The organism is Microbacterium yannicii PS01, from assembly GCF_000304335.1.
Classification (GTDB): Bacteria; Actinomycetota; Actinomycetes; order Actinomycetales; family Microbacteriaceae; genus Microbacterium; species Microbacterium yannicii_A.
Genome location: NZ_CAJF01000005.1, coordinates 80,113 through 94,898, shown reverse-complemented (window position 1 = coordinate 94,898; position 14,786 = coordinate 80,113). Strand labels below are relative to the sequence as shown.

13 protein-coding genes are annotated in these 14,786 nt (G+C 66.8%); 8 read left to right on the top strand and 5 right to left on the bottom strand.

All coding sequences use genetic code 11. From position 1 onward, the window contains the following. Positions 1–74: 74 nt before the first annotated feature. Entirely contained in the window at positions 75–863 is a 789-nt protein-coding gene (locus tag WYM_RS04325; RefSeq protein WP_019179604.1) for an IclR family transcriptional regulator, read from the top strand. Here the strand turns inward: WYM_RS04325 and WYM_RS04320 are convergent. The 4 genes from WYM_RS04320 to WYM_RS04305 are packed head-to-tail and all read right to left on the bottom strand — an operon-like array spanning position 857 to position 4,333. Next, positions 857–1,531: an SDR family NAD(P)-dependent oxidoreductase gene (locus WYM_RS04320; RefSeq protein WP_019179603.1), complete on the bottom strand. Its 675-nt coding sequence runs from the start codon at positions 1,529–1,531 to the stop codon at positions 857–859. The two genes, WYM_RS04325 and WYM_RS04320, sit on opposite strands and share 7 nt — an antisense overlap. Further along, entirely contained in the window at positions 1,528–2,568 is a 1,041-nt protein-coding gene (locus tag WYM_RS04315; RefSeq protein WP_019179602.1) for a zinc-dependent alcohol dehydrogenase, read from the bottom strand. Before WYM_RS04315 ends, WYM_RS04320 begins: the two co-directional genes overlap by 4 nt. Then, complete coding sequence (locus WYM_RS04310) at positions 2,565–3,425, bottom strand: fumarylacetoacetate hydrolase family protein (protein ID WP_019179601.1); 861 nt, start codon at positions 3,423–3,425, stop codon at positions 2,565–2,567. Before WYM_RS04310 ends, WYM_RS04315 begins: the two co-directional genes overlap by 4 nt. Continuing rightward, positions 3,422–4,333 carry an SMP-30/gluconolactonase/LRE family protein gene (locus WYM_RS04305; protein WP_040569052.1) on the bottom strand — a complete coding sequence of 304 codons (912 nt, stop codon included), beginning with the start codon at positions 4,331–4,333 and terminating at the stop codon, positions 3,422–3,424. Before WYM_RS04305 ends, WYM_RS04310 begins: the two co-directional genes overlap by 4 nt. 88 nt (positions 4,334–4,421) lie before the next feature. On the opposite strand from WYM_RS04305, the gene WYM_RS22150 reads away from it, so the two are divergent. The 4 genes from WYM_RS22150 to WYM_RS21655 are packed head-to-tail and all read left to right on the top strand — an operon-like array spanning position 4,422 to position 10,033. Then, the gene (locus WYM_RS22150; protein ID WP_019179599.1) at positions 4,422–6,140 is read left to right on the top strand and encodes an IlvD/Edd family dehydratase; all 1,719 of its coding nucleotides are present in this window, start codon (positions 4,422–4,424) and stop codon (positions 6,138–6,140) included. Beyond that, a complete protein-coding gene (locus WYM_RS04295) occupies positions 6,127–8,964 on the top strand; it encodes an FAD-binding and (Fe-S)-binding domain-containing protein (RefSeq protein WP_019179598.1) in 2,838 nt (945 codons plus the stop codon). The genes WYM_RS22150 and WYM_RS04295 overlap by 14 nt, the downstream gene beginning before the upstream one ends. Further along, positions 8,961–9,701, top strand: a complete 741-nt coding sequence (locus tag WYM_RS04290; RefSeq protein ID WP_019179597.1) for an SDR family NAD(P)-dependent oxidoreductase — start codon at positions 8,961–8,963, stop codon at positions 9,699–9,701. Before WYM_RS04295 ends, WYM_RS04290 begins: the two co-directional genes overlap by 4 nt. After that, positions 9,698–10,033 (top strand): ArsR family transcriptional regulator, encoded by a 336-nt coding sequence (locus WYM_RS21655; RefSeq protein WP_157524863.1) that lies wholly within the window; start codon positions 9,698–9,700, stop codon positions 10,031–10,033. The genes WYM_RS04290 and WYM_RS21655 overlap by 4 nt, the downstream gene beginning before the upstream one ends. Before the next feature lie 65 nt (positions 10,034–10,098). Here the strand turns inward: WYM_RS21655 and WYM_RS04280 are convergent, their stop codons facing one another. After that, on the bottom strand, positions 10,099–10,587 hold the full coding sequence (locus tag WYM_RS04280; protein ID WP_019179595.1) for a YajQ family cyclic di-GMP-binding protein: 489 nt from the start codon (positions 10,585–10,587) through the stop codon (positions 10,099–10,101). Between the two features lie 273 nt (positions 10,588–10,860). Between WYM_RS04280 and WYM_RS04275 the strand changes: the two genes are divergently transcribed. The 3 genes from WYM_RS04275 (at position 10,861) to WYM_RS04265 (ending at position 14,761) form a co-directional block, all read left to right on the top strand. Beyond that, positions 10,861–12,105: a sugar ABC transporter substrate-binding protein gene (locus WYM_RS04275; RefSeq protein WP_019179594.1), complete on the top strand. Its 1,245-nt coding sequence runs from the start codon at positions 10,861–10,863 to the stop codon at positions 12,103–12,105. A gap of 78 nt (positions 12,106–12,183) precedes the next feature. Next, a complete protein-coding gene (locus WYM_RS04270; protein WP_019179593.1) occupies positions 12,184–13,806 on the top strand; it encodes an ABC transporter permease subunit in 1,623 nt (540 codons plus the stop codon). Position 13,807: 1 nt separating this feature from the next. After that, positions 13,808–14,761 (top strand): sugar ABC transporter permease, encoded by a 954-nt coding sequence (locus WYM_RS04265; protein ID WP_019179592.1) that lies wholly within the window; start codon positions 13,808–13,810, stop codon positions 14,759–14,761. The last annotated feature ends 25 nt before the right edge of the window (positions 14,762–14,786 follow it).

Sequence of the window (14,786 nt, the reverse complement as noted above, 5' to 3'; positions counted from 1 at the left end):
GCGGTATTCCCGGCTGAACGCTCTTTTCTGTCTGTCGGATTAGAATGCCGGTATTCGGATCGGGAGGACCCCCTGTGGTGGCAACGGATGCCGGAACCGACGACGCGCGTGTGGTGGGAGCAGACCGGGTCCTCGCTGTTCTGATCGAGCTGGCGGATCATCCGCGTGGGGTGAGTCTGGACGAGCTCGCCGCGGCGATGCGGAGCCCGAAGTCAACGGTGCACCGGGCTCTCGTCTCCCTGCGGAAGGCTGGACTGGCGTCGCAGATCGGGCGCGGGATGTACATGCTCGGCGACGAGTTCTTCCGCCTCGCCTTCTACAACTTCGGCGAGCGGCCGGAAGCGGCTCGGATGATGCCGATCCTGGAGCAACTGTCCGCCCGATTCGGAGAGACGGCGCACTATGCGGTGCTCGACGGTTCGGAGGTCGTCTACCGCGCGAAGACGGACCCGCCGGGCGGAGCGGTGCGGTTGACATCGGTGATCGGTGGACGCAATCCGGCGTACCGGACCGCCGTGGGCAAGCTACTGCTCGGCTATGGCGTGGCCGACCGCGGGGAACTTCGCGACCTGCTCGGTGAAGAGCCGCTCGAGCAGCGCACACCGCACACCATCACCGATCTGGCCAGGCTGTGGGACGAGGTGCAGCTGTCGAAGGAACGCGGGTACGCGGTCGACGATCAGGAGAACGAGGTCGGCGTGAACTGCGTCGCCGTGCCCGCACAATCGGACGACCGCACGCCTTCGACGGGGGCAGTCAGCGTCAGTGCTCTCGCTTTCCGGATCCCGCTGCTGGAGCTCATCGAGCAGGTCCCCACGATCCAGGCAATCGTTCGGGGTGAGAGAGCAACCCAGGTTCAGTAGGTCGCCCGGCCGCCGCTGATGTCGTAGACCGCCCCGGTTGAGAAGCTCACCTTCTCTGACGCGAGCCACGCCACCAGCTCCGCGACCTCGGCGGCTTCCCCCACGCGCTTCATCGGGATGAGGCTGGTGATGTGTGCCAGCACCTCCGGCGCGGTCGCGTCGTTCATGGGCGTGGCGATCACGGCCGGAGCGATCGCGTTCACCAGAACGCCAGTTGTGGCCAGCTCCTTGCCGGCCGACTTGGTGAGCGCGATGACCGCGGCCTTGGATGCGGAGTAGACCGCGAGATTGGGGTTGCCGTCCTTGCCGGCCATGCTGGCGAAGTTGACGATGCGGCCCCACCCCCGCTCGACCATTCCTGGGATGAAGGCGCGCATAAGCGCTACCGTTCCGAGCACGTTCACGTCGAACGTGGCGCGCCAGTCCGCCGATGTCGTCTCGACGAGCGGCATGTTCGGCCCGACGATGCCGGCCGAATTGATAAGGATGTCGACCGGTCCCACCCGGGACGCGAGGTCGGCGACCGCGACCTCGTCGGTGATGTCGACCAGTTCGTCGATGTCGCCGGCGCGGTCGACCCTGATGACCTTGATGCCGTCGGCGCGGAGTCGGGCGGCGGTGGCGGCGCCGAGGCCGCGGGCGCCTCCGGTGACGAGTGCGCGTTTCATGATGGCTCCTGTTCGGACGATGTGTGTCGTGTGATCTCGACGTGGATCTTGGGTCCGGCCCCCGCACCAACAGGGCGCGAGCCGGCGAGGACGCCGGCGAGGTCCTCGAGCCCGACTGTGGCCGCGATGAGGGGGTTGGGGTCGACGGTGCCGTCGGCGTACGCGGCGATCGTCGGGTCGAGCCCGGCAGAGGCGCCGAGGATGCCCACCGCGGTAACGTCGCCGAGCGCGAGCATCCGGGTGTCGATGAGGCTGGGGCTTCCGGCGAGCCCGACGTGCACGATCCGACGGCCCGGCTCGACGAGTTCGAGGGCCTTCGCCGGCAGGTGCGGGGCGTTGGAGGCGTCGATGACCGCGTGCCACGCGAGGTCGGGGAGGTCGTCCTCGGTCCACACGCCGTCGAACGCGAACGTCTTGGCGAACTCCAGCGATCGGCCAGCTCGGCCGAGGAGATGAACCTCGGCGCCGATAGCGCGGGCGAAGAGCGCGCAGAGCAGTCCGATGGTGCCGGGCCCCAGAATGAGGGCACGGTCGCCGGGCTTCAGGCCTGCGGCATCCACCGATCGCCAGGCATTGCCGCCGGGCTCGACCATTGCGCCGGCCGCGTCGTCGACGGTGTCGGGAAGCGGATGCAGCGACCACGCGGGAACGGCGACCTGCTCGGCGAGGGCGCCGGGGCGACCGTTACGGACCCCGAGCTCATCGCGGAACTGACACACGTGGTGGAATCCCGCGCGGCATCGCTCGCACTTCTGACACCCGAGCATCGTGTCGCCGGTGACGCGGCGGCCCATCCAGGCGGGATCGACGCCGGCGCCGACGGCCGAGACCGTCCCCATCCATTCGTGTCCGATCCGCACCGGATACTCGGCAAAGCCGTCGTGGAGGTACTGCATCTCGCCGGTGTAGAACTCGATGTCGGTGCCGCAGATGCCGGCACGAGCGACATCGACGATCACCTCCCCGGCGGATGCGGTGGGTGGTTCGACCTCCTGAACAGCGGCCTCACCCGGGCCGGTGATGACGAAGGCCCTCATCGCGGTGCGAGGACCGTCTGGCGCTGGGACCCGAGTGCGTCGATCTCGAGCTCCATGACATCGCCGGGCTGCAGCCAGACCGGCGGTCGGAAGCCCATGCCCACGCCAGGGGGAGTTCCGGTGTTGATGAGGTCGCCGGGCTCGAGCACCAGGAACTGACTGATGTAGTGCACGATGAAGAACGGGTCGAAGATCATCGTCGACGTGGAGCCGTCCTGACGGCGGACGCCGTTGACGTCCAGTCGCATTCCGAGGTCGAGGACGTCGGGCACCTCGTCCGGAGTGACCAGCCAGGGACCGACCGGGTTGAAGGTCTCGGCGGACTTGCCCTTGAGCCACTGTCCGCCGCGCTCGAGCTGAAACGCGCGTTCGCTGACGTCGTTGACGACGACCCACCCCGCGATGTGCTCACGTGCGTGTTCGGGCGTTTCCAGGTAGCTCGCACGCTGCCCGATGACGATGCCGAGCTCGACCTCCCAGTCGGGCTTGGTCGACCCGCGCGGGATGCGGACATCGTCGTTGGGTCCGATGAGCGTGTTCGGCGACTTGGTGAACAGGATCGGCTCGTCGGGGACCGCTTGCCCGGTCTCGGCCGCGTGGTCGCTGTAGTTGAGGCCGACGCAGATGATCTGGTGCGGGCGGGCGATCGGCGCACCGATTCGCTGACCGAGGAGCAGCTGGGTCGCACCCACCTCGGCCCGCTCGGACACGAGGGGTCGAATCCGTTCGATTCCGCCGCCGGCGAAGAACGCCTCGTCGAAGTCCGGGACGACGTCAGAGAGATCGACGTAAGTGTCGTCGGTGAGGAACGCGGCGGGCTTCTCTTCGCCGAGGGCTCCGATGCGAGCGAGCTTCATGGGGTCTCCTTCTGCTTCTCGGGCACGCCGCTCCACAGCGGCACGGGCAGTCCGCGAACGCCGGGCTGCGTGCTGAACAGCTTTCCCGACAGCGGGTACGCCGCAAGCTGCTCGTCGGTCAGGTCTTGCGTCGCGGTGGTGATGACGAGGGTCTCGGGGTCCGGGCCCGCGAAGGCGACGCTCGATACGTGCGGAGCGGGGACTCGGATCGTGCGCTGATGCTCGCCGTCGGGCGTGTAGCGGCGCACCTCGCCCAGCCCCCACATCGCGATCCAAAGGTGGCCGTCCTCGTCGCTGCACATGCCGTCTGGGAAGCCCTCGGCGAACTCGATCAGCGCCCGCCGCTCGCCCGTCGCTCCTGTCACCATGTCGTAGGACCTGGCGAAGACGACGCGCCGTAGCGTGTCCACCGAGTACAGGACGGAACCGTCCGGACTCCACGCCAGCCCGTTGGAGAGGGTGAGGTCGTCGTCGATGGTCGTCAGTGAACCGTCTCGCTCGAGGCGGACCAAGACTTCGTTCTGCGAGTCGTCGCCGAGGGAGAGCGTTCCGATGAGGAAGCGTCCGGCCGGATCCGGCTTCCCGTCATTGGTCCGTCGGGGCTCGCCCCCGGGAATGACCCGGGCTAGCCCCCGGGTCGACCCCGTGGCGGGGTGGACGAGCAAGGTCTTCGCGGCGGCGACGATCCAAGATCCGTCCTCGGCGACCGCGACGGCGCCGACCGTCCCGGGGAACGGCACGTGCTCGACGTCGCTGATCCGTCCGTGTGCGTCGAGACGTCCGGAGAACACGAGGCCGCGCCGGATGTCGACCCACAGCACCGCTTCCCGGATGGGGTCCCACACCGGGCCCTCGCCCAACTCGCACGTGATGGGGTTGGCAAGGATGACGGCATCCGTGATGGTCATCTTCATCCCCTTCGACGGACGGCGTGCTGACGCCGCTACTATAGTCATATTCCGTCAATCAGACGCAATTTCCGAAAGTTGGTAAACGATGGCGTCCGACCTCAGGAGCTCGGAGTGGTACTCGGGAGATGGCCGGAACGCCTATATCCACCGTGCGTGGATGCGGCGTGGACTCCCCGACAGCGCTTTTCGCGGTCGCCCGCAGATCGCCATCGCCAATACCGCGTCGGACCTCACCCCCTGCAATGCCCACCTCGACGAGGTCGCGCAGTCGGTCAAGAACGGCATCTACGAGGCGGGCGGGATTCCACTGAACCTGCCGGTCGTCTCGCTCGGTGAGACCCAGGTCCGGCCTACCGCGATGCTGTGGCGCAACATGATGGCGATGGCCACGGAGGAGATGCTTCGCGCCAACCCCATCGACGGCGTTGTCCTTCTCGGCGGATGTGACAAGACGATTCCGGCGCTGCTGATGGCCGCGGCATCCGTCGATCTTCCCGCCGTCGTGATCCCGGGCGGCCCGATGCTCACCGGTCACTTCCGCGGCGAAGCGCTCGGCTGCGGAACCGACGTCTGGCGGCTGAGCGAAGAAGTACGCGCGGGAACGCTCAGTGAAGCGCTGTTCGAGAAGTCCGAGTCGTCGATGATCCGGTCCAAGGGGCATTGCAACACGATGGGGACTGCCTCCACGATGGCGCTCGTCGCCGAGGCTCTGGGAACGATCGTCCCCGGCCTGGCGGGAACACCCGCACCCGACAGCAGGCTGCTGGAAGCGTCGCACCAGACCGGTCGCCTCGCGGTGGAACTCGTCGCAGCCGACCGGCGCCCGTCCACGTTCCTCACGAAGGCGAACTTCCACAACGCCATCGTCGCGCTGGCCGCGATCGGCGGCTCCACCAACGCGGTCGTGCACCTGCTCGCCATCGCCGGCCGGCTCGGCATCGAACTGACCATCGACGACTTCGACCGCATCGGGGCGGAGGTGCCGCTGCTTGTCAATCTGCAGCCGGCGGGCCGCTACCTGATGGACGACCTCTACCGGGCCGGCGGCTTCCTCGCGGTCCTCCGCGAAGTGAGAGATCTGCTCGATCCCAGCGCGCTCACCATCACCGGCCGCCCGCTCGTCGACTACCTCGACGACGCGCAGATCTGGGACGCCGACGTCATCACGCCGCGTTCCGCACCGCTCATCCCCGCAGCGGGCATCAGTGTGCTGCGCGGCTCGCTCGCCCCCGGCGGCGCGATCATCAAGCCCGCCGCCGCTTCGCCCCACCTGCTGAAACACCGCGGCCCCGCCGTGGTGTTCGACTCCATCGAGGACTTCCATGCCCGCATTGACGACCCCGACCTGGACATCGACGAGAACTCCGTGATGATCCTCCGCGGCTGCGGACCGATGGGGTATCCCGGAATGCCGGAGGTGTCGAACATGCCGCTGCCGAAGAAGCTGCTCGAGAAGGGCGTGCGGGACATGGTGCGGATCTGCGACGGACGGATGTCGGGCACGGCGTACGGCACCGTGATCCTGCACGTGACGCCCGAGGCCGCCGCGGGCGGGCCTCTTGGGCGAGTACAGACGGGCGACATGATCAGCCTCGACGTTCGCAACCGTCGCCTGGACGTCGAGGTCCCGTCGGACGAGTTCGCCGCGCGCGGCATCAGCGATGCGACCGTGGAAGGCTTCGCGAACCCGAGACGCGGCTGGGAGCGCCTGTACGTTGATCACGTCATGCAGGCCGACACCGGAGCAGACCTCGACTTCCTCGTGGGATCCACCGGAGCGAAGGTCTCACGTGAGTCCCACTGACACCGCGACACTCGCCGCCCCCGACCCTCTGCTGCTTCGCGAGCTCGAAGGGACCGGCGTCGTCGTGGGGGTGCGCGCCACGGACCGGCTCGCCGCCGCTCACGACGGCTCGCACTACCTTCTGACCCCGCAGGCGGTCGTCACCGCCCGCGACGCCGACGATGTCGCGGCGACGATGCGCGCAGCTCGCAGCGCCGGTGTTCCGGTGACCTTCCGCTCCGGCGGAACCAGCCTTTCGGGTCAGGCGGGAACCGGCGGAGTTCTCATCGACACGCGCAAGAATTTCCGCTCGGTGCACGTGCGGGAGGGCGGCGACCTCGTCCGCACCGGTCCCGGCGCAACCGTCCGAGCCGTCAACACGCGACTCGTTCGGCACGGCCGCAAGCTGGGCCCCGACCCGGCCAGCGAGATCGCCTGCACCATCGGCGGTGTTGTCGCGAACAACTCCAGCGGCATGTGCTGCGGCACCCACTCGAACACCTACCGCACCCTGTCATCCTCGATCTTCGTACTGCCATCCGGCACCGTCATCGACACCTCCGGGGGCGATGCCGACGACCGCCTCCGAGCGGCCGAACCTCTCATCTATGAGGGACTCGGACGCCTGCGTGACCGGGTTCGCGGGAACCGCGACTCGGTCGCCGCCATCCAGCGGGTCTACGCGATCAAGAACACGATGGGCTACGGCCTCAACTCCTTCCTCGACTACGACCGTCCCGTAGATATACTCGAGCGCCTGCTTGTCGGAAGCGAGGGCACACTCGCGTTCGTCGCCGAAGCCACCTTCCGCACGGTTGCGCTCAAGACGCATGTCGCGACGGGTCTGCTGATCTTTCCGACGCTCGATGCCGCGACCGCAGCACTGCCCGCACTCGTCGACTGCGGATTTGCCGCCATCGAGCTGCTCGATGCGACCAGCCTGCGGGTCGCCCAGCGAGACCCGGATGCCACCGCCGAGCTCCTCGCGCTCGATGTGGACGGCCACGCGGCGCTTCTGGTCGAGCACCAGGGCGAAAGCGTTGATGAGTTGGAACGCCTCGTCGCCGGATCCTCCGCACTCCTGAACACCCTGCCGTTGACGGGGCCCGCCGCTCTCACCGCAGACCCGGTGACTCGTGCGCAGCTGTGGCACATCCGCAAGGGCCTCTTCACCGCTGTCGCCGGCGCGCGCCCCTCGGGAACGACGGCACTGCTGGAGGACATCGCCGTCCCGGTGGACCGGTTGCTGGCCACCTGCACGCGCCTCATCGAACTGTTCGAGCAGCACGGCTACGAGGACAGCGTCATCTTCGGGCACGCCAAGGACGGCAACATCCACTTCCTGCTCAACGAACGCTTCGACGACCCGCGATCGCTGCTCCGATATGAGGCGTTCACCGACGAGATGGTCGACCTCGTGCTCTCCCAGGGCGGCACGCTGAAGGCCGAGCACGGCACCGGACGCATCATGGCGCCCTTCGTCCAGCGCCAGTATGGCGACGAACTCTACGACGTCATGCGCGAGATCAAGACCCTCATAGACCCCGAAAGACTGCTCAACCCGGGCGTGCTGCTCACCGACGACCCGACCGCCCACATCCGCGACCTGAAGATCGTTCACACCGTCGAAGAAGAGGTCGACCGGTGCGTCGAGTGCGGATACTGCGAACCGGTGTGCCCCAGCAAGGACATCACCCTCACCCCGCGCGAACGCATCGTGCTGCGACGCGAGATGGCGCGAGCAGACGCCGCCGGAGACACCGCGCTGGCACAGCAGCTGCGATCGGAATACGACTACGACGGCGTGCAGACGTGCGCCGTCGACGGTATGTGCCAAACGGCGTGCCCGGTCCTCATCAACACCGGCGACCTCGTCCGGCGGCTGAGAACCGAGAACCAGAACGCCGTCGCGCAAGCCGGATGGAAACTCGCCGCGAAGAACTGGAAGGCCGTCAGTCGCGTCGGCGGCATGGCACTGACGGTAGCGGATGCCGTCCCCCCGGCTCTTCCCGAAGCCACCACCGTCATCGTCCGAGCCGTGGTCGGAGACGACGTCATACCGAGGTACACCGGCGATCTTCCGGCAGGAGGGGAGCCTCGACGGGTGTTCTCAGAGCCGGACGCGGTAGCGGTGTACTTCTCCAGCTGTACGACGACGATGTTCGGTCCTGCCGTGCCCGGCGGACGCGGGGTGGCGGAGTCCTTCTTGGATCTGTGCCGCCGAGCGGACGTGGCGCTGGTCACGCCTGACGATCTGCCGTCGCTGTGCTGCGGGACGCCGTGGAAGTCCAAGGGCCTCACCGACGGCTATGGCGTCATGAAGGAGCGGGTTGCGGCATCCCTTCGTCGGGCGACTCGCGAGGGTGAGCTTCCGGTCGTCTGCGATGCCTCGTCGTGCACCGAGGGGTTGCACGTGCTCCTCGAAGCCGCAGGCGACATCGGGATCCGCGTCATCGACGCCGTTCAGTTCGTCGACGAGGTCGTGCTCGACCGGCTGCCGGCACGAGGGCGGGTCGCTTCACTCACGCTCCATCCGACGTGCTCCTCGACCCGCATGGGCATCAACGACGCACTTACGCGTGTGGCTTCGGCTGCCGCTGAGGAGGTGCTTCTCCCTGAGGAGTGGGGATGCTGCGCCTTCGCGGGCGATCGCGGAATGCTACATCCCGAGCTGACTGCGTCGGCGACGGGCCCGGAAGCGATGGCAGTCGCGGCCGCACCCGCCGTGACGCACGCATCACTCAACCGAACCTGCGAGCTCGGCATGACCCGGGCCACGGGTCAGCCATACCAGCACCTCCTCGAAGTGCTGGCCGACACACTCAACGAGAAAGAGGCATCATGACGGAGTTCAGCGGACTGGCAGCCGTCGTCACCGGCGGTGCCAGCGGCATCGGCGCCGCCATCGTGACCGAACTCACGGATCGCGGGTGCCGAGTCGCTGTCCTCGACCGAGAGCCGGCCGAGCCTTCGCGGGGGGTCGTGTCAGTGCGGGTGGACGTCTCCGACGACCCATCGGTGCGAGCCGGGGTCGCCGAAGCGGCGGAACAGATCGGCGGCATCGACATCGTCGTCAACTGCGCAGGGATCAGCGCCACGGGGGACGTCACAGCGAACGGCGATGATGAGTGGCATCGCGTGCTGGACGTGAACGTCGTCGGCATCGCACGCGTCACTCGAGCCGCGCTGCCCTGGCTACGGCGCTCGCCCCATCCTGCCGTCGTGAACATCGCGTCCGTCGTCGCGCATGTCGGAGTCGTGGACCGCGTTCTTTACGGTGCCTCAAAGGGCGCCGTCGCCGCCATGACTCTCGCGATGGCGGCCGATCACGTACGCGAAGGCATCCGCGTGAACGCCGTCTCTCCGGGAACGGCGGACACCCCGTGGGTCGAGCGTCTGCTGCAGAATGCCGCGGATCCGGCTGCAGCAGCGGAAGCCCTCCGAGCCCGCCAGCCGATGGGGCGACTCGTCAGCGCGGCGGAAGTCGCCTACGCCGTAGCGAGTCTCGCCTCGCCGCGCGCGGGCGCCACCACCGGCACGCTTCTCTCCGTCGACGGCGGCATGGCGCGCGTTCGAGCGTGAGCGCCGACTCGATGGAGCGCGGCGCAGCGATCACGCAAGGGGTCGAGTCGAGGGATGTCGCGTCGCTCCTGAAGGCCGCCGCGCATCCCGATCGTCTGCGAATTCTGGAGGTGCTTCTCGAATCTCGAATGAACGGGTTGGTTGCCCTGACAATCACCGACATCGCTTGCAGGACCGAATTGAGTCGATTCTCCGCCTCCCGCCATCTCGCTCTCCTCGCGAACGCTCAACTCGTCGGTTGCGCGATCGAGGCAGCCGTCGCCTCCACCGGCTGCGCATCGATAGCTTCGAGGCGATCGAAGACTGGGTCATCGATTTCACGGCGCCGCTGACCCAGTAGGAACGCGAAGGCCCGCTCAGTACTCGCTTGAGAAGGACGCCAGAGCACCGGGCTTCGTCAGCGGTAGTTGATGAACTGCAGGTCGACGTCGAGGTCGGCGGCCTTCAGCAGGCGCTGCACCTCCTGCAGGTCGTCGCGCGACTTCGACTGCACGCGCAGCTCGTCGCCCTGGATCTGCGACTTCACCGACTTGGGCCCCTCGTCGCGGATGATCTTGCTGATCTTCTTCGCGTTCTCCGACGAGATGCCGTCTTTGAGCGTCGAGGTGATGCGGTACTCCTTGCCGCTGGCCACGGGGTCGCCTGACTCGAGGCTCTTGAGTGAGATGCCGCGCTTGATGAGCTTGGTCTGGAAGACGTCGAGCACGGCCTTCGCGCGCTCCTCGGAGTTGGCCTTGATCAGGATCGCCTCGCCGCTCCACTCGATCGAAGAGTCGGTGCCCTTGAAGTCGTAGCGCTGCTCGACCTCCTTGCGGGCCTGGTTGAGAGCGTTGTCGGCCTCCTGGTGGTCGACCTTGCTGACGATGTCGAAGGAGGAATCTGCCATGCGCGGCAGTCTATCGGCGCGCGCCCGCGACGGTGAGGAGAACGGATGCCGCGACCGCCGCGCCGGGAGCGCGCGGCGTGCAAGCGATTCCATGAGCGCCGCATTTGATCACGGCCACATATCGAATCCGGGGTCAAGTTGCCCTGTGGTCAACCGCGAGGTAAGAATGTAAGCGCTTGCAGTTTCTGCGAGTCGAAGAACGGCCTTCAACGGTGCCCTGCGCCGGCCAAGGTCGGTCGGATTCCCATCAGCACTTGAGAGAGGCACACACCGATGAAGGTGAACAAGAAGAGCGTGCTCGCAATCAGCGCGTTCATCGCGGGCGGCGCGCTCGTGCTCTCCGGCTGCGCAAGCGGCGGCGGAGACAACGGCGGCGACAGCGGGAACGAGTCCGAAGGGGGAGCCACACTCACGGTCTGGGTCGACCAGAACCGCGCAGACGCGCTCGAAGACTCGATCTCGCAGTTCGAGGAGGACAACGACGTCACGGTGGATCTCGTCGTGAAGCAGAACGAGAAGATCCGCGACGACTTCACCGCACAGGTTCCCACCGGCAAGGGCCCCGACGTGACCATCGGAGCGCACGACTGGCTCGGCTCGTTCGTTCAGGATGGGCTCGTCGCGCCGATCGAGCTCGGAGACACCGCGGCCGACTTCCAGGAGGTCGCGATCTCGGCCTTCACCTACGACGGCAAGGTGTACGGGCTCCCGTACGCGACCGAGAATCTCGCGCTGATGCGCAACGCCGACCTGGTGCCCGAGGCGCCGGCGACGTTCGACGACATGATCGCTGCCGGCACCGCTGCGGGCACGCAGTACCCGTTCGTCGTGGGCCTCGATCCGGCGAACGCCGACCCGTACCACCTGTATCCCTTCCAGACCTCGTTCGGCAACTCGGTCTTCGCTCAGAACGCCGACGGCAGCTACGACGGCTCGCAACTCACCGTCGGTGACGAGGCGGGACAGGCGTTCGCCGCTTGGCTGGGCCAGCAGGGCGCGGCGGGCACGATCAACCTGAACCTGACGCAGGACCTCGCGAAAGAGGCGTTCAACGCCGGCGAGTCGCCCTTCATCCTGACCGGCCCGTGGAACACGACGGACGCTGAGGCCAAGGGCATCAACATCGCGATCGACCCGATACCGACCGCCGGTGGCGAGACGGCGTCACCGTTCGTGGGCGTCCAGGGCTTCTACGTCAATGCGAAGTCGGAGAACGCGCTTCTGGCGAACCAGTTCCTCGTCAATTACATCGGCACGGAAGAGGTGCAGTACGCGCTGTACGAAGCGGGTAACCGCCCGCCGGCGCTGACGGCTGCCTACGACAAGGCTGCGGAAGACCCGATCATCAAGGGCTTCGGCGATGTGGGAGCGACCGGCTTCCCGATGCCGAGCATCCCGGAGATGGGCTCGGTGTGGGAGTTCTGGGGAGTCGCAGAAGCGGCCATCATCGGCGGAGCCGACCCGGCTTCCACGTGGACGAAGATGTCCGAGGACATCCAGGCCAACATCGACGGCTGACATCACGGCGGTGGGGCGGCGCTGAGCGTCGCCCCACCGCAGCACGCCCGCAGCAACCAGGCAAGACAGGAGCCGACGATGACTGGTCCCGTGCTCGAAGAGACCTCATCCGCCGCGAGAACCCCCGACGACCGAGCGCGCCTCCGGCGACAGCGGCGAGCGGCGAGCATCGCCGAGGCCGCGAGCGCGGGCTGGAAGGTCTGGCTGACCAAGATCGTCCTGCTCGGCCTGGTCGACGCATTCGCCGTCTACGGAATACTCCTTCTGGCGTTCCGCGGCGAGTGGCTCGTACCGCTGATCATCGCGGCAATCACGGTCCTCGTGAACGTCGTCTACCTCGTTCCCGGACTCCTGCCGGCCAAGTACCTCACGCCGGGGTTCCTCTTCCTGGCGATCTTCCAGGTCTTCCTGATCATCTACACCGTCTTCATCTCGTTCACCAACTACGGCTCCGGTCACAACTCGACGAAGGAGGATGCGGTCAACGCGCTGCTTCTGCAGTCGCAGCAGCGCGTCGAAGACTCCCCGGCGTACCCGGTGACGATTCTGGAGCAGGGGAACGAATTCTTCTTCCTCACGACGGACGCGGACAGCAGCGAACTCGTGGTCGGCGGCGCGGAGCAGCCGCTCGAGCCGGTGGACGGGGCGACCGCGACGGGAGTTCCCGGCTACAACACGCTCGCTCTCGGCGACATCCTGGCCAACCAGAAGGCGATCGCCGCGCTCGCCGTGCCGATCTCGGACGACCTGAACGACGGCTACTTGCGGACGACGGACGGATCGACCGCGTACCTCTTCACGTCGACGCTCGCGTGGGATCCCGCGGCCGACACCATGACGGACACCACCACCGGTGTCGTCTACAGCGATATCGGCACGGGCGCGTTCACCGCCGAAGACGGCACGGAGATGCTTCCCGGCTGGCAGGTCGTCGTCGGATTCGACAACTATGTGCGGGCCTTCACCCAGGAGTCGATCCGCGATCCTTTCGTCTACGTGCTCATCTGGACTCTGGTGTTCGCGGTCCTGTCGGTGGCGACGACGTTCGCGCTCGGACTCTTCCTCGCGATCACGTTCAACGATCCCCGCATGAAGAGCCGCAAGTACTACCGGATCGCGATGATCCTCCCGTACGCGTTCCCCGGCTTCCTCTCCGCCCTCGTCTGGGCCGGCATGTTCAACCAGGACTTCGGCATCATCAACGAGTGGTTCTTCGGCGGGGCGCAGATCCCGTGGCTCTCCGACCCGCTTCTGGCGAAGATCGCGATCCTCCTCGTCAACCTCTGGATGGGCTTCCCCTACATGTTCCTGGTGTGCACCGGAGCGATCCAGTCGATCCCCGACGACATCCAGGAAGCCGGCAGGGTCGACGGCGCCAGCGCGTGGGGGGTCTTCCGCCACATCAAGTTCCCGTTGCTTCTCGTCTCGGTGGCACCGCTGCTCATCTCGTCGTTCGCATTCAACTTCAACAACTTCGTGCTGATCTACATGCTCACCAACGGCGGGCCGCGGTTCCCCGATGCCCCCATCCCCGTGGGCCAGACCGACATCCTCATCTCCATGGTGTACAAAGTCGCGTTCGTCGGCGGCCAGCGCGACATGGGATTGGCTGCCGCGTTCTCGATCCTGATCTTCCTCATCGTCGGCGTCATCTCGTATGTCACCTTCCGGCGAACCAAGGCACTCGAGGAGCTGAACTGACATGACGACGGATCAGAGCGCGATCGGCGGCGCGGAGAGGCTCGCTCTCGGCTTCGAGTCAGCGGCCGAGAAGGAACGCACCCCGGCCAGGCTCCCGCGGCGCCCGTTCGGCAAGTACTTCCGTGAGACCGGGTGGCGGCATCTCGTCGGCATCGTCACCGTGGCCTTCTCGGTATTCCCGCTCGTGTACGTGCTGTCGGCCTCGCTGAATCCCGGTGGCACATTGCTGACGGCGAACGGGCTGTTCCGGAACATCAGCTTCGACAGTTACGTGGCGCTGTTCCAGGATCCCAACTACCCGTATGGGCTGTGGCTTCGGAACACCATCATCGTCGGCCTTGCGACGGCCATCGGCGCGGTCTTCCTCTCGGCCCTCGCCGCGTACGCGTTCTCCCGCATGCGGTTCCGTGGCCGCAGGTTCGGGCTTCTGTCCATCCTTCTCGTCCAGATGTTCCCTCAGTTGCTCGCCTTCGTCGCGATCTTCCTGCTGATGTCCGCGATCAGCGACGTGTTCCCCGCTCTCGGGCTCAACTCGCTCATCGGGCTCATCATGATCTACCTCGGCGGCGCGCTCGGCGTGAACACCTTCCTCCTCTACGGGTTCTTCAACACCGTCCCGACGTCGATCGACGAGGCCGCGCGGATCGACGGCGCCGGCCACGCACGCATCTTCTTCACGATCGTCCTGCGCCTGGTCGCACCCATCCTCGCTGTCGTCGTGCTTCTCGTCTTCCTCTCCACCTTCGCCGAGTTCGTGATCGCCTCCGTTGTGCTCGTCGACCCGGCGAATCAGACCCTCGCCGTCGGGCTCTATCAGTTCGTCTCGAATGCGCAGTCCAAGAACTGGAGCGTCTTTGCGGCCGGCGCCGTCGTCGCGGCCATTCTTCCGATGGCGCTGTTCCTCGCGCTGCAGCGGTACATCGTCGGGGGACTGACTGCAGGCAGCGTGAAGTAGACGGATGCCCCGTTCCGCGCCACGC